Source organism: Ruminococcus sp. (assembly GCF_024691275.1).
GTDB lineage: Bacteria > Bacillota > Clostridia > Oscillospirales > Ruminococcaceae > Ruminococcus.
Genome location: NZ_JAILNU010000058.1, coordinates 68,819 through 88,949, shown reverse-complemented (window position 1 = coordinate 88,949; position 20,131 = coordinate 68,819). Strand labels below are relative to the sequence as shown.

18 protein-coding genes are annotated in these 20,131 nt (G+C 47.7%); 1 reads left to right on the top strand and 17 read right to left on the bottom strand.

Annotated features, from left to right (window positions below):
• Positions 1-15: 15 nt before the first annotated feature.
• The 15 genes from K6G33_RS07115 to K6G33_RS07045 all read right to left on the bottom strand — a co-directional run bounded on the left by K6G33_RS07115 (position 16) and on the right by K6G33_RS07045 (position 16,242).
• The gene (locus tag K6G33_RS07115) at positions 16-963 is read right to left on the bottom strand and encodes a lysylphosphatidylglycerol synthase domain-containing protein (RefSeq protein ID WP_296777765.1); all 948 of its coding nucleotides are present in this window, start codon (positions 961-963) and stop codon (positions 16-18) included.
• The gene (locus K6G33_RS07110) at positions 953-2,107 is read right to left on the bottom strand and encodes a glycosyltransferase family 4 protein (protein WP_296777763.1); all 1,155 of its coding nucleotides are present in this window, start codon (positions 2,105-2,107) and stop codon (positions 953-955) included. The genes K6G33_RS07115 and K6G33_RS07110 overlap by 11 nt, the downstream gene beginning before the upstream one ends.
• Entirely contained in the window at positions 2,097-3,065 is a 969-nt protein-coding gene (locus tag K6G33_RS07105) for a glycosyltransferase family 2 protein (RefSeq protein WP_173449971.1), read from the bottom strand. Before K6G33_RS07105 ends, K6G33_RS07110 begins: the two co-directional genes overlap by 11 nt.
• A 39-nt stretch (positions 3,066-3,104) precedes the next feature.
• On the bottom strand, positions 3,105-5,573 hold the full coding sequence (locus K6G33_RS07100; protein WP_296777761.1) for a hypothetical protein: 2,469 nt from the start codon (positions 5,571-5,573) through the stop codon (positions 3,105-3,107).
• Positions 5,574-5,582: 9 nt separating this feature from the next.
• A complete protein-coding gene (locus K6G33_RS07095) occupies positions 5,583-6,761 on the bottom strand; it encodes a glycosyltransferase family 4 protein (protein WP_296777759.1) in 1,179 nt (392 codons plus the stop codon).
• A complete protein-coding gene (locus tag K6G33_RS07090; protein ID WP_296777758.1) occupies positions 6,761-7,960 on the bottom strand; it encodes a glycosyltransferase family 4 protein in 1,200 nt (399 codons plus the stop codon). The genes K6G33_RS07095 and K6G33_RS07090 overlap by 1 nt, the downstream gene beginning before the upstream one ends.
• Before the next feature lie 11 nt (positions 7,961-7,971).
• Positions 7,972-9,057, bottom strand: coding sequence for a glycosyltransferase (locus K6G33_RS07085; protein WP_296777755.1), 1,086 nt, complete (start codon positions 9,055-9,057; stop codon positions 7,972-7,974).
• Entirely contained in the window at positions 9,057-9,512 is a 456-nt protein-coding gene (locus K6G33_RS07080; protein WP_296777752.1) for a hypothetical protein, read from the bottom strand. The genes K6G33_RS07085 and K6G33_RS07080 overlap by 1 nt, the downstream gene beginning before the upstream one ends.
• Before the next feature lie 3 nt (positions 9,513-9,515).
• Positions 9,516-10,532, bottom strand: a complete 1,017-nt coding sequence (locus tag K6G33_RS07075; RefSeq protein ID WP_296777749.1) for a class I SAM-dependent methyltransferase — start codon at positions 10,530-10,532, stop codon at positions 9,516-9,518.
• 3 nt (positions 10,533-10,535) lie between these two features.
• Complete coding sequence (locus tag K6G33_RS07070; RefSeq protein WP_296777747.1) at positions 10,536-11,771, bottom strand: ABC transporter ATP-binding protein; 1,236 nt, start codon at positions 11,769-11,771, stop codon at positions 10,536-10,538.
• A complete protein-coding gene (locus K6G33_RS07065; protein ID WP_296777745.1) occupies positions 11,771-12,547 on the bottom strand; it encodes an ABC transporter permease in 777 nt (258 codons plus the stop codon). Before K6G33_RS07065 ends, K6G33_RS07070 begins: the two co-directional genes overlap by 1 nt.
• 171 nt (positions 12,548-12,718) lie before the next feature.
• Positions 12,719-13,195, bottom strand: a complete 477-nt coding sequence (gene rlmH / locus K6G33_RS07060; RefSeq protein ID WP_296777844.1) for a 23S rRNA (pseudouridine(1915)-N(3))-methyltransferase RlmH — start codon at positions 13,193-13,195, stop codon at positions 12,719-12,721.
• Positions 13,192-13,977 carry an MBL fold metallo-hydrolase gene (locus tag K6G33_RS07055; RefSeq protein WP_296777744.1) on the bottom strand — a complete coding sequence of 262 codons (786 nt, stop codon included), beginning with the start codon at positions 13,975-13,977 and terminating at the stop codon, positions 13,192-13,194. Before K6G33_RS07055 ends, rlmH begins: the two co-directional genes overlap by 4 nt.
• A 330-nt stretch (positions 13,978-14,307) precedes the next feature.
• The gene (cysS, locus tag K6G33_RS07050) at positions 14,308-15,726 is read right to left on the bottom strand and encodes a cysteine--tRNA ligase (RefSeq protein WP_296777743.1); all 1,419 of its coding nucleotides are present in this window, start codon (positions 15,724-15,726) and stop codon (positions 14,308-14,310) included.
• A 138-nt stretch (positions 15,727-15,864) separates the two neighbouring features.
• Positions 15,865-16,242 (bottom strand): hypothetical protein, encoded by a 378-nt coding sequence (locus K6G33_RS07045; RefSeq protein WP_296777742.1) that lies wholly within the window; start codon positions 16,240-16,242, stop codon positions 15,865-15,867.
• A 492-nt stretch (positions 16,243-16,734) separates the two neighbouring features.
• Here K6G33_RS07045 and htpG point away from each other — a divergent pair, with 492 nt between their 5' ends.
• The gene (htpG, locus tag K6G33_RS07040) at positions 16,735-18,636 is read left to right on the top strand and encodes a molecular chaperone HtpG (protein WP_296777740.1); all 1,902 of its coding nucleotides are present in this window, start codon (positions 16,735-16,737) and stop codon (positions 18,634-18,636) included.
• Positions 18,637-18,759: 123 nt separating this feature from the next.
• Here htpG and K6G33_RS07035 read toward each other — a convergent pair whose 3' ends face one another.
• Both K6G33_RS07035 and K6G33_RS07030 read right to left on the bottom strand, forming a co-directional pair.
• Positions 18,760-19,479: a dockerin type I domain-containing protein gene (locus K6G33_RS07035; protein ID WP_296777739.1), complete on the bottom strand. Its 720-nt coding sequence runs from the start codon at positions 19,477-19,479 to the stop codon at positions 18,760-18,762.
• A gap of 259 nt (positions 19,480-19,738) precedes the next feature.
• Complete coding sequence (locus tag K6G33_RS07030; RefSeq protein ID WP_296777736.1) at positions 19,739-20,122, bottom strand: metal-dependent transcriptional regulator; 384 nt, start codon at positions 20,120-20,122, stop codon at positions 19,739-19,741.
• Positions 20,123-20,131 lie beyond the last annotated feature (9 nt).

Below are 20,131 nucleotides of genomic sequence, written 5' to 3'. Positions count from 1 at the left end.
GGAGACGTTCCCTGCTTAATTCTTAGCTCTTACATATTTTGCAGCGTAAAGCTTACCGATGATAAATGCCGCTACGTCAGCAAATACCGATGCTATGCGCATTACCAGCACGAACAGCACTATCCTGTCTGCATATTGGTCGCCGCACACGAAAAGCATTACTCCCTCACGTATGCCGATGCCGCCCGGAGCTCCCGGAGTTACAAAGCCGATTATCCACGCAAACAGAAACGCTCCCGTAAGCGCGAAAAGCTCCTTTGTTCCCGCCTGCGGAACTATGAGGGCTACACAGCCGAGGTACATGGCTGCCGACACGCAGTTGTGTGCAAAATAGTAGAATATGCCGCTTAAAAGCTGCGGGCGGTTGCTCTTTTCAAAAGCCTTTGAATACCGCGAAAGATAGCCTTTTACCTTGTCGCTGAATTTAAGCTTTACGATCATGACCGCCGCTATCAGGAAAAGTACTCCTGCTGCTCCCACGATGAGAAGGTTCCTGCCGTATTTTCCGAGAAGCTCCGCTATCTTGCCGCCGAGGAGTATAACAGACACAACTCCCGTCCAGAACACGCAGAAAAACACGTCGAGAATGGTCGCGCAGGCTACGTCCACATGGCTTATGTCCATATCAGCCGCAAGCTTGTTGCGTCCCACGTACTGGAACACGTTTCCGGGAAGATACTTGTATATATTGGACTGAGTATACACGGGCATCGCCGCCGAGTAGGGTATCTTTCTCCCCGAAAGCGACCTCGTGAACATCAGCCACGGATAGCAGGCTATGATTATCTGCGCAGCCTGTATTACAAGGCTCAGTGCAAAAGCTCCTATGACACGCGGCGAACTCAGGTCGCTCAGCTTAATGTCCATGTCGATGATCTTCTTGACCACAAATGCCAGAGCTGCGATAACTACAAGGTGTCCTGCCAGCTTCAGCAGCTTCTTTAAGTTAAGTTTATCTTTCATGAGCACCCGTCTTTTCTGTAAGGCGCTGAACTACCTCGTTCATTCTGTCCCATGAATACCTGTAGGCTTCCCTGCGCACGTTCTCGGTGAACTCCTCCGCTTTTTCCTCTCGGAAGAAGCGGCATACAGCCTCAGCAAGTGCATGGTGATCCTTCGGCGGAACGATATATCCTGTCTTTCCGTCGAGCACCACCTCGGGAAGTCCACCGACCCTCGTAGCGATAACAGGCTTCTCGAAGCCGTATGCTATCTGAACGATACCGCTCTGTGTTGCGGATTCATAGGGAAGAACAACTATGTCCGCAGCCGCAAAATACTTCTCGATGCCGCTGTCGGGGATATAGCCGTCAACCAGTCTGATATTTCCCGATACTCCGCACTTTTTGATCTGCTCAAGGTAGCTGTCCTTGTCATTTCTGAACTCGCCTACCACCCACAGCTCGATATTCGGGTCGTACTTAACTATCTCGGGCATTGCGCTGATAATATGGCGAAGTCCCTTATAATCACGGATAAAACCGAAAAACAGGAGCATTTTCTTCTCGGGAGCTGCACCTGCCTCACGTTTAGCCTGCTCCTTGCTCATATTCTGTATCTTGAATGCATTATGCACGGGCAGGACTGTCGTTTCGTATACGGGCGACTTCGTTACCTGTTTCAGGTCAGCAGCATCTTTCTCCGAGTGAGTAATATATGCCGCGCCTCTTTTCAGCACCAGCTTCGTGAGAAAGCGATCCATAGGGAAACGCTCGTGTGGAAAGACATTATGACATACAAATATCTTCGGTATCTTCCTCAGCATAAGCGATAATGCCGTATAACACGGCGAAAAATAAGGATGCCACCACTGCACGATGATACGGTCGGGGTGCATCTTCTTGATCTTATATGCAGATATTATCCAGTTCAGCGGATTTGCCGTATTGATAAGGAACTGTGTTTCGGGTATCTTGAAAAGGTCGTTGTCGAAGTCCTTTTGCTCATTCTTGAACAGAAGCTTCGGGTACTGCATCTTGTAGGATACTGTCTCAACATCGAAATCCTTTTTCAGGCTTTTGACCATTGCGCCCGTATAATGCGATATTCCGCCTTTATACGGGTACACAGGCCCTATTACGACGATCTTTTTCTTCTTATTCTTCATTGCGCTTTTCCTCGTCGCTCTTGCCGCACTCCATCTTTCTCACTCTGTACTGAACGTCTTCAAGGAGTTTCCTGTTGGCGGATATAGTATCGCCAAGGAGTCCTATGGTTATGGTCTGGAAGCCCATCATTATCAATATCGCAGTGAGTATAAGGGACTGTACGTGTCCGTCGCCTTCGCCCATTCCCATGAGCACAAGGAATCTCACGCCGAGTACAGCTCCCAGCAGAAGCAGTACCGCACCGATAGTCATGAAGAATTTCAGCGGCTTGTACATTACGAAGGAACGTGTGATAACAGTCGATGAACGCTTCATATAGCGCCACATACTCGAAAACAGGCGCGAAGGTCTGGTCTCGGGATTTGTCCTTATCGGCACCGAAGTCATGGCAGTCTTGTTATTTCCTGCCTGTATTATAGTCTCAAGGGTATAGGTGTACTCGTTCACTACATTGAGCCTGAGTGCAGCCTCACGGGAATACGCTCTGAATCCGCTGGGAGCATCAGGGATATCTGTCCCCGAAGCCACGCGGACTACCCAGCTTCCGAGGTGCTGGAACTTTTTCTTCTTCCATGAGAAGTGCTCTGTCTCGTCTATGGGACGCTCGCCGATGACGATATCCGCCTTCTGGTCGAGTATCGGGCGGACTATCTTCTCGATATCCGCGCCGCAGTACTGATTGTCGGCATCGGTATTGACGATGATATCAGCTCCCAGGTGCAGACAGGCATCTATTCCTGCCATAAAGCCCTTTGCAAGGCCCTTGTTGCGCTTGAACGAAACTATATGATGAAATCCCAGCTCTCTCGCACGGGCAACAGTGTTATCCTGGCTTCCGTCGTTGATTATCAGGTATTCTATGGTGTCGATACCGTCAATATGTCTGGGCAGGTCGTTGTAGGCGAGCTCCAGCGTCTTTTCCTCGTTATAACATGGTATCTGTATGATAAGCTTCATATTTCAGTTCCTTTCAAATACTTTTCCTCGTGAGAGGCTTCATGACGCAGGCGAAAAACGCACTGACTTTATCGGTATGCCCAGTGTACGGGTATCGGCAGGATTCAGTACAGCCGCTTTCCATAAAGGTGTCTGTATCTCCAGAACATTTTCTCCGTCCTTTATCTTGTCTTCATCAACTCTGTAGTGCAGCTTTCCGCCGTTGTTATCGGCTGTTATGAACTGTGTTCCCACTTTCTCGCCGTCAAGAAGCAGTGTGACCTCAAAGCTGTCCGTACCTATCATATCCAGCGGAAGTGCGCCGCCCAGCTCCAGGGTGATGTTGTAATCATCGGGATAGAGCAGACATTCCACCTGAGCTTCTTCACTGTCTGTCCAGCAGAAGCTGCTTTCCAGTCCCGAAACGCCGCTCATTCTGTCGTAGTCCTCCGCGGCTGTATACATGAAGCGGTATTTATCGTAGAAATATATCCTTATGTCCTCATCTACCGACCAGTAGCCCAGCGACATGGGAGCTATCTTTCCCGTGGTATTGAGGTCGTCCTCGATATGGTGGAGCACATTGGAGTAAACAAGGGTATAGTCCTCGGCATAAAGGCTCTTATCTGTCAGCACAAGTACTCCGCCGTATCTTGCCGCAAGTCTTTCGATCTGTTCGGGATCGTTCTCGTCCTCGGGAACGATCTTTGCGCCTGTCATGCTGCGCATCGGCAGCCATAGTCTCGAAACATAGCCGCGTGATATTACGATACAGTCATTTTCGTCCACAAAGTCTGTAAGGTCGGAAAGTATGCTCCATTCGATGCGTGAATCGTCCTTGTTCTGCATCAGGAACGTATCATACGGCACAAGATATATTATGCCTGCCGCTGTGACAGGTATAAGGAGCTTTCCGCCGAAGCGGTCCAGCACTGCCGCACAGAATATCATAGCTATCGGGATAAACGGTGCAAGATAGCGCGAATAGTAGTAGTAGTGCTGTATCTCTAAGCGCAGGAACATGGAATAGAACAGTATACAGTAGAAGAACATGATGAACAGCACCAGCTTCTGGGGACGCTCAGCAAAGAACTTCGGCGATATACAAGCGAATACGACACCCAGTGGGAAGAGTATGAGCCCTGTATTTACCGCAAAGCCAACCAGTGTAAGGTGACTTGCTTCGCTCCAGCCGCTGTACTTCAATACAGCTCTTACGATGATAAATGCGGTCGGAAGTATCAGCATGAGCCTGAGAAGCATATTGAACACCTTTGAATCTCCTGCTCCTCTTGCGAACTTCGTTGCACTGAAGTTACTGGGAGTACGCTTATTTACAATGAACACAAACAGGAGAACTGCCGCAAATGCTGCTGCGGATACTATAGTAATGACTGTTGTGATATTGTTGACGTTTACTCCTGCAAAGAACACAGGACTGTAATTGTTCATGGTGTACATGGGCTGTATCTGACGCATCATGAAGTAGCTTCCGAGATAGCCTGCCACTGTTACGGGCATCAGCACTGCATACTGACGTTCTCTTGTGAATACGTACATACCGCCGTATATCAGCACGAACATTGGCAGCATGGTATACAGCGAAACATGATAGCAGCCGAACACTGCTATGGGTATTACCGAAAGCCACTTGCTGTCGGGAGCTTCGTCGTCCGTAAGGAAGTAGAGGAACAGCACGGGTATGAGTGAGAGGATCATCTCCGTAAGCGATGACTTTGCGACCCATATCACTACAGGTGCAGCAGCTGTACCCACACAGGCACAGAACGAAGTAACGTCTTTGAGTTTAAGGTTGCGGCATATAAAATGCACAAGGAAAATAAGGCAGATGTAAATTATTGTCTCAAAGCCCTGCATATTTTCCATGCCGAAAAGCGTTCCCCACATGGCAAGGAGTGCCGAATATGTGGGTATTCCGTGGATAATGCCCGATACATCGCTGACACTTCTGTCGTATACTGTATCAGAATAATCCTCATTGGGAATATCGTATCCGCGGAGCTCCTCCTCCACGTCATGTCTGAACATTTCGCGCTCATGGTCTGTTTCAAGGTCGGAATACTCGGAAAGATCCTTCTGACGCTTGGTATCGCCGTTCATAAACAGTATTGCCTGGGTCTGGTATACGCCCTGATCCTGTCCCATGCCGAAGAACTCGTTCTTCGCGGAAACGAACGGTACTGCGATAAGACTTATGAGTATAGGTATGAGCATATTCCTGATAGAATACTTATCCTTTATCATGTGATGCAGGCGGAAGGGCTTGCCGTTATACCTAAACAGCATAACTGCGAAGACCGCCGCACTTATGGCTGCTGCTCCGCAGCCTGCACGGAATATGGTGTATCTGTCGATGACGAAAAGTCCCATGCTCGCAACAATATGTGCAAAGAACCACATGATGACTCCCATGACAAAAGCTTCAAGAAAGTTCTTCTTTCTGAACCATGCCAATGTACTAAGAACTGAAAATATTACTCCGACTAAGCAGACCAACGCAAATATCATTCTTTATGCTCACTCCCCGCAGATTTTATGGATAAGATCACTGAAATTACGCATTATTACTTCCCAGCGGTAATTTTTCTCTACGTATGCCTCCGCATTTTTACGCAGCTGTGCATACTCCGCGTCGTGTGAGAAGATATAATCGAGGATACCCTCGAATTCAAAATAATTCATGTAGTAAAGTCCGCCGTTGCTCTTTATGCAGTGTCCTTTCAGGACTTCACATATGCCGTTTACGATAACAGGCACGGAAAGGGTCATTGCTTCGAGCACGGATATGGACAGGCTCTCGAACTTTGACGGCAGTATAAGGCATTTTGCACCTGATATGCCGCTGAACTTGTCCTCCTCGCTGACGAAGCCGAGGCTGATTATGTCCTTGTGCGCAGGTATCTCGCAGACAGGCTTGCCCATGAGCACCAACTTCAGCTTATCGTCGGGACGGCGCTTCTTGTATTCAAGGAAATACTTGAACATGGTCGGACAGTCCTTGCCCTCGTCGATACGTCCCACATAGATGATGTAGTCGCCCTCTATGCCGAATTTGCTGCGGAAGCCTGCTTCATCGGGCTCGCAGGGCACTTCAACGCCCGTACCCATTACGCGGCAGGGGATGTCCTCACAGTGAAAAAGTCCCTGTACAAGGGCTTTTTCCTCATCGGTAAGGAACACATAAGCCTTCGGGAGCTTGAAAAATGTCTCATAGGTCTTGAAATGTATAAAGGGCTCTTCGTGAGCTGTGGGTATGAATACCGCCTTGTCAGCCACCTCGGGAAGTCCCTTTACTGTAAGATAATAGAGGTAGGTAACGAAGATAAAAACGTCATACTTGTCCTTGTTCTCGCGGATATAATTTATAGCCGCAGGAGAGTACGGCCCCTGCTTCTCGAACCACTTTTCCTCTGTTTCAACGTTATAGCTGCCTGAACTGAGGTATTTTCCGTTGAAGTCGTTGAAGTCCTTCGCACGGGGCTTTTCAACGGGGAAACGCAACACGCGCACTCCGTTTATCACCTCTTCGTCTTCCTTGTAGTGATTTTCCCACGTTGTATATTCAAGAGCCTTTGTAGTTATGACATCGACTTCAAACTCTCCTGTGAGCCTTTCCGCGATGAGCCGCGTATAGTACTCCGAGCCGCCGTTTACTTCAAGTCCGTATCTCTGATTGACGAGCGCTATCCTCTTCATTATTCCTTATCTCCGCTTACTTCTCTGAAAAACTTCATATATTTATCAACGATAACGTCCCATGCAAAGTTGCTGCGGACGTAATTTCTGCCATTCTGTCCCATCTGTGCAGCCTTTTCCTTATTGTTCAGGAACCAGTCCGTGCAGCCCTCGAACTCGAAATAGTCGCCGAAATAAAGTCCGCCGTTGGACTCTGATGCGAAATTCCGAGTTACTGCACAGCCGCTGTGTACCAGCACAGGTCTGCCGCACAGCCAGCTCTCCATGATAACAAGCGAGAAGCTCTCGTTCTTTGACGGCTGACAGAGGAATTCCGCTGCTGCCTGAGCGTTATACTTGTCCTGAAGGTCGATGAAGCCCAAGTCGATGATGCGCTTCTGCTTCACAAGGTCATCGGGGAGGTCGATATTTCCGCCGCCGATGAGTAAGAGCTTCAGGTCGGTATCGTGTCGCTTGACGTACTCGGAATAGTACTTCACGAGGGTGTGGACGTTCTTTCCCTCGTCCTTGCGTCCCGCGTAGATGATAAAGGGACTGTCGATGCCGAATTTGCTGCGGAAAGCAGCCGCATCGCTGGTAAGATCGGTATATACGCCCTCTCCGAGGCAGCCCTGCTTCACACGGCTCATGTCGAACACGCGGTTAGCAAGCTCGTACTCGGGCTTTGCATGGTATATGATACCGCCTATGTTCTCGAAAACAGGCTTGAATACGTCCATATACACATAGGATTCGTCATGGAAACACGGTATGAGCACCGATTTTTCGGGACACACCTGCAATCCGTGGTAGGTGGTGCCGAACATATACGGAATGAACACGAAAAGGCTGTACTCGTCGCTGTGAGTTTTAATATACTCGCAGAGGTCGGGACTGTTCACCATTTCCTCAACATATGTGCGCTGCTCATCTGCCGACACGGGCATATTCTTCATGAGCTTTGCATTTACCGCGTCAAACGCCTGTACATTGCGCTTTCTCACCTTGAAACGCCTTATGGGGAAGCCGTGGACCGTATCTGTTCCCTCGCTGAAATAGTTCTCGTTCCAGTCCGCAGAGAACTCCTTTACACAGGTACTGAGCATTTCTATCTCGATGCCTGCTTCATGCAGATGTGTGGTCAGTCCGCGAAGCTCCATTTCAGCGCCTCCCGGTATCTTTTCACTGTACCACGGAATAACAAATCCTATCTTTTTCATTTCAGTATCCTTTATTCAGTAGCTTTTTTTCCGTTTATATAATCTGTGAGCTGCTTATCGAACGTCGCCTTGATGCGCTCATAGGAGAAGTCTTCCAGTCTCCTGCGCTGTCCTGCGATGATGCTCTCGCGGAGCTTCTCATCAGTGAGCACACGGTCGATGACAGCTGCTGCAAACACAGGATCGTTGTTGTCAAGGAGCACTCCGCTGCCGCCGAGAGTGTCTGATATGGCACTGGTATCGTATGCGATAACGGGAACGTTGAAAAACATAGCCTCCACAAGAGGTACGCAGAAGCCCTCGTGCTCGCTCATACAGACGAAAGCGTCTGCAAGGCGGTAATACGCCAGTATCTCGCTGAACTTTATATGTCCGGGGAAGATAACGTCGTCGCCTATACCGAGAGCGTTGGCATACTTCACAAGGCGCTCGTGGTAATTCTCCATACCAGTCGGAGAGCCCACAAGTATCAGCCTTGAATCGGGATTGAGCTTCTTGTAGCAGAAAAAGGCGCTTATAACGTTCTCCTGCTTCTTGTTGGGAGCTATCCTGCCCACGAAAACAAGGTTCTTCTTGCCGTCGCTGTACTTCTTTATGGTAGCTTCGTCGGGAGCCTGATTGTAGTCCTCGAACTTTATGAGTATGGGTCTTACGTCTATGGGACAGCTGTAGCCCATTTTCAGCAGCTCGCCCTTATTGAATGATGAATCCGCAAGAACGTAGTCCACCTTGTCGCGCAGGAACTTTACGCCCTTGTAGCCGTGCTCGGTGAGCTGTGTTGCAGCCGTGCTGTAGGGGCGGAAGAACTCGGGCGGCGTGATATTGTGGTATACCATTATCCTGCGGCATTTGAATTCCTCTATCCTGAAGGTGAGGTCTGTGCCTGTGGACTTGTGATATATGAGCACATCGTCCTTTTTCAGGTCGCGGAGCTTGTCCACCTTCTTTGCAATGCCCTCGGGGAGCCTTTTGTCGATATTCTCGGCGTATATCTCCGTAGAATATCCCAGTTCCTTTATCGCTCCCATAAGAGCGATAGTGTCATTGCCTATTGCGTCGCCGAATGAAAGAGTTGGAAGAAGCTGTATAACGCGCATTATGCATTCTCCCCCGAAAGCTTGCTGCGAAGCTCGTTATTCTCGCGCTCAAGCTTGTCGAGACGGATCATCAGCTCCTTCTGTGCGAGCTCCAGTGTCTCGACCTTGCTTGTGAGGTCGGCTGTCTTTCCGTCGGAAAGTGATCTCATGACAGTTACCGCATTTGCGTTGAAGTCGTTCTGCTCAAACACAACAGGCTCTATATAGAACTTCATGAGCTTGCGCAGGGTCTTTTTGATGAAAACCTTTATGGGATTGCCCTTCAGCTCCTTGTATGGCTGTATATAATAATGAGATGTGAGATAATCCATTGCCTCGGCAGCAGAGCCGCCCTGCGCAGTCTTTCTATAGGGGACATCTTCAAAGCTGAGCATATTCGCTGTAAGTCCCTGTTCCTTGATATTGCGCTTTATTTCAGCCATTATCTCCTCAATATTGATACTTCCGTTTTCCATATTTTAACCTTCCTTTATGGCAACTATCGCATAATCCTGACTTCCGAATATCATGTCGGATACTTGCTTCATAGCTGCATTGAATTCCTCCGTATTCTCGGCGCTTTCACATTTCAGCGCAGGTATCCTGAACGGAGGTCTGCTGTTCTCAGTAAAAATGATCTCTATATTGGTAAAGCCTGCCTTTTCGAGGTAATACTGCATCGTCAGCGGATGCACAGGCTTTATATGCGACGGGTCGATGTAAAATGCATTGGTATATATCGACAGCGATGTGGGATTAGGAGTCTCGATAACTATGCAGCCGCCGTTTTCAAGGCGCTCATAAGCCGTATTGCAGAGCTGTATTATCTGATACGGTTTGAGGTGCTCCACGACCTGTCCGACGAATATGCCGTCCACGCCCTCCGTCTTTGCAAGGAATTCCGAGCCGTCGCCGCAGGTCGCTTTCAGCCCCTTCATATTGCAGTAATCCGTGTACGGCTCGTAGATATCCACTCCCTCAGCCGTTATACCGTTCTCCTGCATGAGCAGGAGAAATTCTCCTCTGCCGCAGCCGACATCAACGACCTTTTTCTTGCCGCTGAAGAATTTCAGGTAGAACTCCTGAGACTTCTTTACGCTGTCTATCGAACCTCGGAAATGGTTCTCGAAGTCGAAATAATCTATATCATCGTAGTCCGAACCGCTGCTGTCAGCAGGAGCTGCCGACGCTGCGGGCTGATCTGCCGACGGCGCAGCAGGCTGCATCGGCGCTGATCTCAGTTTCTTCTCCATGCCCGAGAGCTTTGTTTTTATAAGCTCATCATCGCTTGTCAGCCGTTCTATGCGAGCGTTATTGTTTCTAAGGTTTATGCAGGCATTCTCAAGGTCATCTCTCACGCTTTTTTCCAAAGCCCCGATATCCTTTTCCACAGCTTCGAGCCCTTCAAATATCAAGCCGAAAAGCTTGCGCTTCACCGCGCCCTTCAAGCCCTGCTGTTTCTTTAATTTATCTAAAAACTGCGATATATTGCTCATTTTTTACCTCTGCAAATTCCATGTATGTTCGATACGCGCTATGCCCGCATCACCGTAAGCCGATAACATCTGTATTTTATAAGCCTGCCTGTAGTAGTCCACAGGTATGCCCTCTCCGCGTTCTATCGCAACGTCGATCATATATTCACCTGCAAGAAGCTTTACGTCCTTCAGCAGTATCTCTGCGGTACCGCTTTTGCTCAGATCAAAATCCGAGACTTTGTCTATCCTTGTATTGGTACCGTAGCACTGAACGCCGTTCATATCGAAGACTCCGAAGCCAAATACCGCGTCATGAACAGGCTTGTTCACGTTATAGTCAAGGACGAGCTTTATATCCTCGCCTGTCCTGAAGGTATTCTGCTCGCTGCCGTCCGCAGACAGAGTGCGCACACGCTTGATACGCGCCTCACCGCTGCCCCAGCGCTTGCCGCTCTGTGCAGCAGCCTCCTCGTCCTCAGCACCGCCGTCATCGGACTTCTTGTTCTTGTCCTGCATTTTGCGGCTCATATAGTCAAGGTATTCAAGGTCTATCTCCTTCGGAGCGCCCTCAGCTTTTATAAGGCCCTCATGTATCCATATGGAGCGGTCGCATATCTGCTCTATCTGTCCCAGAGAGTGGGAAACGATAACTATAGTAGTTCCCTGAGCCTTGATCTCTCTCAGCTTGTTGAAGCACTTCGACTGGAAGTTGGCATCGCCTACTGCGAGTATCTCGTCGATAAGAAGTATATCCGCGTCAACGTTTATAGCTACGGAGAAAGCCAGTCTCATATACATTCCCGAAGAATAGGTTCGGACAGGATTGTCGATGAACTCAGCAAGCTCGGAGAATTCCACGATGCTGTCAAGACGCGCATCTATCTCCTTTTTGGTAAGACCGAATATAGCTGCATTGGTGTAGATATTCTCCCTGCCGCTCATATCGGGGTGAAAGCCTGCTCCCAGCTCGATAAGGCTGGATATCCTGCCGTTCATCTTTATTGTTCCGCTGTCGGGGTACATTATCCTCGTCAGCAGCTTCAATGTAGTGCTCTTGCCGCAGCCGTTGTGACCGATAAGTCCTATGGCTTCGCCCTTCTTCACATTAAAGCTTATGCCGCGGAGCACCTTGCGCTCCTCATATCGGCAGCGCTTGCGGAAAAGCAGGCGTTCCTTCAGCTGTGCGCCCTTGTCGAGATATACCTTGAAGCTTTTGGTAACATCTCTGACTTCTATTGCATTTTCTATTTCTGCCATTACAGTTCCTCCGCAAAGTGCTTTTGCAGCTTATTGAATATGACTGCACCGAATATCAGGAAAAATACGCCCAGTCCCGCTGCCCAGAGCAGTGTTGTGAGATCAGGTACCTGCTTCTCATAGAGGACCGTTCTGTAGCACTCGATTATTGGTGTCATCGGGTTGAGGTCATAAAGCTTATGGTATTTCACAGGAACTATATCCTTTGAGTATACTATAGGCGTAAGGTACATCCACGCCATGGATACGATGCCGAGGATATGTTCAAGGTCTCTGAAATAGACCGTTACAGCCGAAGCTATCATAGCCATGCCAAGTGAGAAGATATACTCCACTATCATTATTACAGGTAGCGTCAGCACCGCAAGGAAGTTGATCCCCGTGCCCGTCACTATTATTACCGAAAATATTACTATGAAACACAGCAGCATATTCACAAAGCAGCTGGTCACATAGGATATCGGTATCACCATTCGTGGGAAGTATATCTTTTTGACAAGGTCTTTCTGCGCCACAATGGACGATGCACCGACCGTTATGGACGATGAGAAGAATATCCACGGTATCAGCGCCACAAACAGATACAGGTAAAACTGCGGTATATCATTATGCAGTATCTTCGAGAAAACTATCGTATAGACTATCAGCTGGAAAAGCGGATTGATGAACGTCCACAGAAAGCCCAGCACCGAGCCTTTATAGCGTCCGCGCAGGTCTTTTTTCACAAGGCTGAATATCATCTGTCTGTAAGCATAAAGCTCTTTTATCGTACTCATTTATTACTCCTTGTACGTCGCAAAAGCGGTATTTTCCGCTAAATGCGCATAAAAATCCATAGTACCTTACATTATACCACAGGTGCTATTTACTGTCAAGTACAATGCTGCTATTCATCGGTATGAAGCAAAAAAACGGACATTTCAGTCCGCTTTTTTGTTAACTATATTTTACTTATGATACTTTCCGCCCTCGGCTATCTGGAATGCGCGGTATATCTGCTCCAGCAGCATTACTCTTGCCAGCTGGTGAGGGAATGTCATTTTCGACATCGAGAGCTTCAGCGCTCCCATCGCCTTTATCTCGGGGTCAAGTCCGAAAGAGCTGCCGATTATGAATGTAACGGTACTCTGTCCGCTGACACCCGCAGAAGTTATCTTCTCCGACAGTTCGGGACTTGTGAGCTGCTTTCCCTCTATACACATTGGTACTATCATGCCCTTTGCATACTTCTTTATCTGATCGGCTTCCTTTTTCAGTGCAGCAGATATCTCCTTATCCGACGGAGAATCGCTGAGCCTGCACTCGTCGAGCTCATGCAGCTCAAATGTGCAGTACCTCCCGAGCCGCTTTATGTACTCTGCACAAGCGCTGCGGAGATACTCCTCTTTGAGCTTGCCTATGACTATAAGATTGATATTCATCAGAAAATAACAGCTCCTCCCTTTGTTTCCACGGGAGCTACTCCGAGGAGATAGTCCCTTCCGCGCGTGAACTGCGGCAGACCGTTCTGAACTGTCCTGTCCGCGATATCGGGGCGATTGTTGTCCTGACTGAGATGTCCCAGCAGGAAATGCGTAGTTCCGCGCTCTATGAGCTTTCCCACCTGCACGGCGCAGTCGTCGTTGGAGAGATGACCGTTCATGGAGAGTATACGCTCCTTGAGATACAGGGGATACGGACCTGTGCGCAGCATATACTCATCGTAATTTGCTTCGATAAGCACCATTCGGCAGCCCGTCAGCGCTTCGTCCACCTCTGGGGTAATGTGTCCGAGGTCGGTGCATATGGCGCAGTACTTGTCGTCCTCGGTATGTATGCGGTAGCCGCAGCTCTGTATAGCGTCGTGAGGCGTATTGAAGCAGCTCACCTCGCTGCCGCCGCAGCTTATGGTCTTGCCCGTGATGTCGATGACGTGAGAGCTTACTGCTATCTTTCCGCTGTCGCAAAGCCTTTGCAGAGTGCGCTTCTGTCCGTACACGGGAAGTCCCGTCTTTTTTGTGAGCATTGCAAGTCCTGCAACGTGATCGGAGTGCTCATGGGTTATGAATACTCCCTGTATCGCACTCAGGGGGATGCGGTTGACTTCGAGGGCTTCGCTGAGCCGCTTGAAGCTTACTCCGCAGTCTATGAGTATACCGCCTTTTTCGGTGCCTATGAATGAGGAATTCCCCTTGCTGGAGCTAAAAAGGGGATAAAGTCGTGCCATTGGATATTCTCCGTTCTATATATATTGACAAATAACGATAATGCAGATATAATGATAAAAGAGCATACTGTAACGGTAGGCGGTCAATTCCTGCTCCCCGAAAGGGGGGAGTCTGACCATGACATGGAATGATTTCTTTCAATTCATTATTGCATTATCCAATGTACTTCTGGTATATAAGGCTTTTAGCAATTGTGATAACACAAGGAAATAACCGCCCTGCTTGCCATTAGGACGGTTATTTCAATAACTAACTAATTGGGAGCGACCGTCTATCGGTATGCTCTTTCTTTTATTATATGCCTTTTTTCAGCTTTTGTCAAGATTCTCTCAAAGCTTGTTTATTTCAGTTCCCTGTCTTGTTTCCTTGACTTCATAGCCGAGAGCCGCTATCTTGTCGCGGAGCTCGTCTGCAAGTGCGAAATTCTTGTCCTTACGTGCAGCCTTGCGCTGTTCAACAAGTTCGAGGACCTCAGCAGGGATATCAGCAGAAGCCGCACCGACATTGTCAGCAAGCTCCTTAGCATTTGCGATAAGGTCAAGTCCGAGAACCTTGTCGAACTCTGTGATAAGCGCGAGCTTTGTTGCAGCATTTGCCTTTGATTTCAGCACGTCATATATAACAGTGATACCCATAGCGGTATTCACATCATTGCCGAGAGCTTCGTTGAAATCTCCCATAAGACGGTCATACTCAGCCTTGTCGATATCTCCGCCGTTCTCCTTTGTGAGAGAAGCTATCTTCTCGATGAGCTTGTCGTATGCAGTCTTTGCATTGTCGAGGTTCTCCCATGAGAATACCAGCGACTTTCTGTAGTGGGACTGCAAGCAGAAGAAGCGGTATATAACAGGCTTGTAGCCCTTCTCTTCAAGGAGAGATACTGTCAGGAACTCGCCCTTGCTCTTGCTCATCTTGCCGCTGTTGGTGTTGAGGTGGAGTATGTGGAACCAGTAATTGCACCACTTATGTCCGAGATAAGCCTCAGACTGAGCAATTTCATTGGTATGGTGCGGGAAAGCGTTGTCGATACCGCCGCAATGGATATCAAGGTACTCGCCTAAGTTCTTCATACTGATGCATGAGCACTCGATGTGCCAGCCAGGGTAGCCAACTCCCCATGGTGAATCCCATTTGAGCTCCTGATCGTCGAACTTTGACTTTGTGAACCAGAGCACGAAGTCTGCCTTGTTGCGCTTGTTCTCGTCAGCCTCTACGCCCTCACGAACTCCGACAGCGAGGTCTTCCTCGTTGAAGTCGTTGAATACATAGTACTTTTCCAGCTTAGAGGTATCAAAGTAGATATTTCCGCCTGCTTCGTATGCGTAGCCCTTTTCCATAAGGCTGCTGATAACGCGGATAAATTCGTCGATATATGTAGTTGCAGGCACTACAACGTCAGGCTTCTTGATGTTGAGCTTTCTGCAATCCTCGAAAAATGCGTCTGTGTAGAACTTTGCTATCTCCATTACTGTCTTGTGCTCACGCTTTGCGCCCTTGAGCATCTTGTCGTCACCTGTGTCGCCGTCGCTGGTAAGGTGTCCCACATCTGTGATGTTCATTACACGCTTAACGTCATAGCCTGTGAAGCGCAGGTACTTTTCGAGAACATCTTCCATGATGTAGCTTCTGAGGTTGCCTATGTGTGCGAAGTGGTACACAGTAGGTCCGCAGGTGTACATACTTACCTTGCCCTCCTCATGGGGAACGAACTCTTCTTTCTTGTGTGACAATGAATTGTATAACTGCATATTTTTCCTCCAGAATATATTTTTACAGGGACGTACACTGTGCGTCCACAATTTTTTTTACGTATTTATCGGGCGGATAATATCCGTCCCTACAAAGCTGACAGCTTTCGGAACAGCGGTAACGGCGTTCCCTACATATCAGAACTCCCATATTTCAGGGGGAGCATTCTTTATTTTAAGCTTTGAAAAATATCCGAACATCACCAGAAACTCGGGGATCAGCCGCAATCCGTCGCGGTAGTATATGTCCATGCGCTCTTTTTCTGAGAATATCCCGTTATAATTGCGCGGACATGAGAATATCCACTCGGCAGTCAGACTGTCAAAGCTGAGTCTGAAAAAGCCTGCGGGACTGAACTCGTCAAAGGCTTCAAGCAGCGAGATATGATCGCCTACGGTCTCGGCTGCTCCGACATAAGCGGTCACGCCGTCAAGACTTACAGCTCCGAGAAGCTTTTTGTCTGCTTTTACAGCTTCATTTACAGCCTCGTCCGAGGGATACTTTATTATATTCATGCAAGCCTCCTTAATAATAAAAGCCTCCGAGGGTATACCTCGGAGGCGCAAATGCTCGTTTCCACTCCGTCTTGAACTCATCTTATCCTTAACGCGGACGATACGCCGACAGATACTCACGCTTATGCGCTTCCCTGCCGAAGCTGACAGCCGCACTTCACTTTTCCCGACTATGTGCTCACACCGCCCGCACACTCTCTGTAAGTCCGCAAAAAAGCTACTCTGACTGCTATGCTTTTGAGTTATTAACTGTTAGTGCATAGTGCTTAGTCCTGATCACTATGCGCCGATCACTAAAAACTATTATATACTATCGTCGGTGGGGTTGTCAATACTATTAACGGCGATTTTTATGCCTTTCGCTCCACTGCACAAATATGAACAAATTGTAAACATTTCTTTTCGCACTTGACTTTGTACATCTAAAAGTTATATACTTGTTTTAGCACTCTAAGTGAGAGAGTGCTAAAAACTACTACGGAGATGTTTTATATGGAAACAAAACAGTTCAAAGCAGAGTCCAAAAGACTGCTGGATATGATGATCCACTCTATCTATACTCATAAGGAGATCTTCCTCCGCGAGCTTATCTCCAATGCAAGTGACGCTATTGATAAGCTTTACTTCAAATCCCTTACCGACGACAAGGTCGGACTCAATAAAGATGATTTCGCTATATGGATTTCAGCCGACAAGGACAGCCGTACCCTTAAAATTACCGATAACGGTATCGGCATGACCGAGGAGGAACTCGAAAACAACCTCGGTACTATCGCTAACAGCGGCTCATTCAAGTTCAAGAACGAAAACAAACTCGAAGAAGACACCCAGATAATCGGTCAGTTCGGTGTCGGCTTCTACTCGGCATTCATGGTAGCTAAGAAGGTCACTGTCATCTCCAAGGCTTACGGCAGCGATAAGGCTTATCAGTGGGAGTCCGAGGGCGTTGACGGATATACTATCACTGAGACCGAAAAGAAGAACGCAGGTACCGAGATAATCCTCGAACTTCTCGACGACACAGGCGACGAGAATTACGGCGAATTCCTCGACCAGTACAGAATAAAGTCACTCATCACCAAGTACTCCGACTATATCCGCTTCCCTATCAAGATGGAAGTTTCCCACAGCCGTCCAAAGGAGCAGACCGAGGAGGAAAAGGAAGCTAAAAAGCCCCTTGAATACGAGGATTACATCGAAGTTGAAACTCTCAACAGCATGACTCCTCTCTGGAAGAAGAACAAGAACGAGCTCAAAGAGGAAGATTACAAGCACTTCTACACAGAGAAGTTCTTCGATTATAACGCTCCTCTCAAATATTCACACATCAGCAACGAGATGCCTGCATACAATGCATTGCTCTATATACCGTCAAAAGCTCCTTTCGACTACTACTCAAAGGAGTACGAAAAGGGCTTGCAGCTCTACTCAAACGGTGTCCTCATCATGGACAAGTGCGCAGACCTGCTCCCTGACTATTTCAGCTTCGTAAAGGGTCTTGTTGACAGCGAGGATCTGTCCCTCAACATCTCCCGTGAGATGCTCCAGCACGACAGACAGCTCAAAACTATCGCAAAGAGCATCGAAAAGACTATCAGCAACGAGCTGAAAAAGATGCTCAAGAACGAGCGTGAGAAGTACGAGGAGTTCTGGAAGGCTTTCGGTTTACAGCTCAAATACGGTATCTACAGCGACTTCGGCATGAACAAGGAAAAATTACAGGATCTGCTCATGTTCACTTCTTCAAACGAGCAGAAGCTGGTAACTCTTGACGAGTACGTTACAGGTATGCGTGAGGATCAGAAGTACATCTACTACGCTACAGGCGAGAGCGCTGCACGTATAGAGCAGCTCCCGCAGACCGAGCTCGTAAAGGAGAACGGCTTCGAGATACTCTACCTCACAGACAATATCGACGAGTTCGCTGTAAAGTCTCTCGGTCAGTACAAGGAAAAGGAATTCAAGTCTGTATCTGCTGACGATCTCGGTCTTGAAACTCCTGAAAAGAAGGAGGAGATCAAGGCTAAGGAGGAGGAGAGTGCAGACCTTCTCGGCGAGCTCAAAGAAGCTCTCGACGGCAAGGTAACTAAGGTTACGCTCTCACAGAGACTCAAATCCCACCCTGTATGCCTTACAAGCGAGGGCGAGATATCTCTCGAAATGGAAAAGGTTCTCAATTCTATGCCTACCGACCAGAAGATACACGCACAGCGCGTACTTGAGATCAACCCCGATCACGAGATCTTCGGCAAGCTTCAGGCTCTCAGCAAGGACGGCGACAAGGACAAGCTCGGTAAGTATGCTAAGCTCCTCTACGATCAGGCTCTCCTTATCGAGGGTATGAGCATCGAGAATCCTGTTGAATTCTCAAACCTCATCTGCGAGCTTATGTAATTAATATGTATACAAAAAGGGACTGCAAATGCAGTCCCTTTTTTCACATAAATATCCCCCTCATCGGGATAAGACCCGATAGGGGGTATATTTTTATATGAGAAACGAATCCAATGTTATGGATCAGCAGTTCCAGTCGAAGTAATGACGTCCTTCATATCTTACAAGCCATAATACATCATCAGTATCAACATTGCCGCTAAGATTGAGATCTGCTCTTCTGAATTCAGCATCTGTGAAGCGAACTGATGAATCTTCTGCACATAATCTTGCGAGCTTCTGTGTGTCAGCTTCGTTTATAACGCCGTTGCTGTCAACATCGCCCCATCTTACATAAAGAGTAGGAATCATGTCCTGATCGTAACGAGCAATAAGAACATGGTCAACAGTATTTACCTTACCGTCGCCGTTAACATCTGCTGCAACGAGATTGATCTGACCAACATAGCTGCCACTGTGAACATACTCATACACCATGTATGCGTCTGACATATTTACTCTGCCATCGCCGTTAGCATCGCCATAGACCTTATTATGACATACAACTTCATCTGTATAATATGCAAGAATCTTATTTGCATCAGCAACAGAGATATTTCCGTCACCGTCAACATCTGCGCGCTTCTTCTTATCTGCGCTTACGCCAACTACGCCGTTGTTTGCCCATCTGAGAACAGTCTGAGCGTCTAATGATGTGATTTTTCCGTCAAGATTTACGTCACCGAAATAGTATTTTACCGTATCATCTGCAAGTGTTCTTGATGCTGCATTTGCTGTGAGAGAACCTGTCATAGGGAGTGCGCCGAGGATAGATGCTGAAATAACAGCTGCGATTTTTTTCATAGAGTTTTTCATTTTTATTATTCCTTTATCATTTCATATTTTTTAGTCATTAGCGAGAGTGCGCAATCTCTATAAAAAATTATAGCTTTAATATGTCAATATTGAACAGATGTTGCACGCGGTTAACATTTTTTTGTTCAACAAGCTATACGGCGTTATACTATATTCAGCAATTTAACTAAAAATCATCGTATATGATGTGTTTTGACTCACTTTTGTTAACAAAAAGTAAGAGGTACACTTATGTGTACCTCTTTGTTTACTTATTCTTATTGAGTGTACGCTTTACGAGCGCTTTAAGACGGTCGCAGGTATCATGCGGAAAATCGGTAATAAACTTTATAGCCTGTTCACGAGCTTCCTCCTTGGGCAGCTTCAGGAACTTATTGAAGAATATATTTACCTCTCTGAATGATGAGAATATCTCATCTACTGCCGCTTCACCCTCCGGTGTAAGGACTACACTGTTGCAGAAATCCTCATACACATAGCCGCTGTTCACCAGACAGCGCAGCATCTTGCTCACGCTCGGTCTTGATACGCCGAGATGACGTGATATATTCACACAGCGAACGTACTCGTCCTTATCCGAAAGCTCCTTTATCGCTATCAGATATCTTATCTGACCGGAACAATGTGTCATACTTTTCTC

What these genes read in the sequence shown, in the direction of transcription:
- K6G33_RS07090 (WP_296777758.1), bottom strand. Translation starts at nt 7,960, where the DNA reads ATGAAAAAGATAGGATTTGTTATTCCGTGGTACAGTGAAAAGATACCG.
- K6G33_RS07075 (WP_296777749.1), bottom strand. Translation starts at nt 10,532, where the DNA reads ATGAGCAATATATCGCAGTTTTTAGATAAATTAAAGAAACAGCAGGGC.
- K6G33_RS07105 (WP_173449971.1), bottom strand. Translation starts at nt 3,065, where the DNA reads ATGAAGCTTATCATACAGATACCATGTTATAACGAGGAAAAGACGCTG.
- K6G33_RS07110 (WP_296777763.1), bottom strand. Translation starts at nt 2,107, where the DNA reads ATGAAGAATAAGAAGAAAAAGATCGTCGTAATAGGGCCTGTGTACCCG.
- K6G33_RS07085 (WP_296777755.1), bottom strand. Translation starts at nt 9,057, where the DNA reads ATGCGCGTTATACAGCTTCTTCCAACTCTTTCATTCGGCGACGCAATA.
- K6G33_RS07115 (WP_296777765.1), bottom strand. Translation starts at nt 963, where the DNA reads ATGAAAGATAAACTTAACTTAAAGAAGCTGCTGAAGCTGGCAGGACAC.
- K6G33_RS07095 (WP_296777759.1), bottom strand. Translation starts at nt 6,761, where the DNA reads ATGAAGAGGATAGCGCTCGTCAATCAGAGATACGGACTTGAAGTAAAC.
- cysS (WP_296777743.1), bottom strand. Translation starts at nt 15,726, where the DNA reads ATGCAGTTATACAATTCATTGTCACACAAGAAAGAAGAGTTCGTTCCC.
- htpG (WP_296777740.1), top strand. Translation starts at nt 16,735, where the DNA reads ATGGAAACAAAACAGTTCAAAGCAGAGTCCAAAAGACTGCTGGATATG.
- K6G33_RS07045 (WP_296777742.1), bottom strand. Translation starts at nt 16,242, where the DNA reads ATGAATATAATAAAGTATCCCTCGGACGAGGCTGTAAATGAAGCTGTA.
- K6G33_RS07100 (WP_296777761.1), bottom strand. Translation starts at nt 5,573, where the DNA reads ATGATATTTGCGTTGGTCTGCTTAGTCGGAGTAATATTTTCAGTTCTT.
- K6G33_RS07080 (WP_296777752.1), bottom strand. Translation starts at nt 9,512, where the DNA reads ATGGAAAACGGAAGTATCAATATTGAGGAGATAATGGCTGAAATAAAG.
- K6G33_RS07070 (WP_296777747.1), bottom strand. Translation starts at nt 11,771, where the DNA reads ATGGCAGAAATAGAAAATGCAATAGAAGTCAGAGATGTTACCAAAAGC.
- K6G33_RS07065 (WP_296777745.1), bottom strand. Translation starts at nt 12,547, where the DNA reads ATGAGTACGATAAAAGAGCTTTATGCTTACAGACAGATGATATTCAGC.
- K6G33_RS07030 (WP_296777736.1), bottom strand. Translation starts at nt 20,122, where the DNA reads ATGACACATTGTTCCGGTCAGATAAGATATCTGATAGCGATAAAGGAG.
- K6G33_RS07035 (WP_296777739.1), bottom strand. Translation starts at nt 19,479, where the DNA reads ATGAAAAAAATCGCAGCTGTTATTTCAGCATCTATCCTCGGCGCACTC.
- K6G33_RS07055 (WP_296777744.1), bottom strand. Translation starts at nt 13,977, where the DNA reads ATGGCACGACTTTATCCCCTTTTTAGCTCCAGCAAGGGGAATTCCTCA.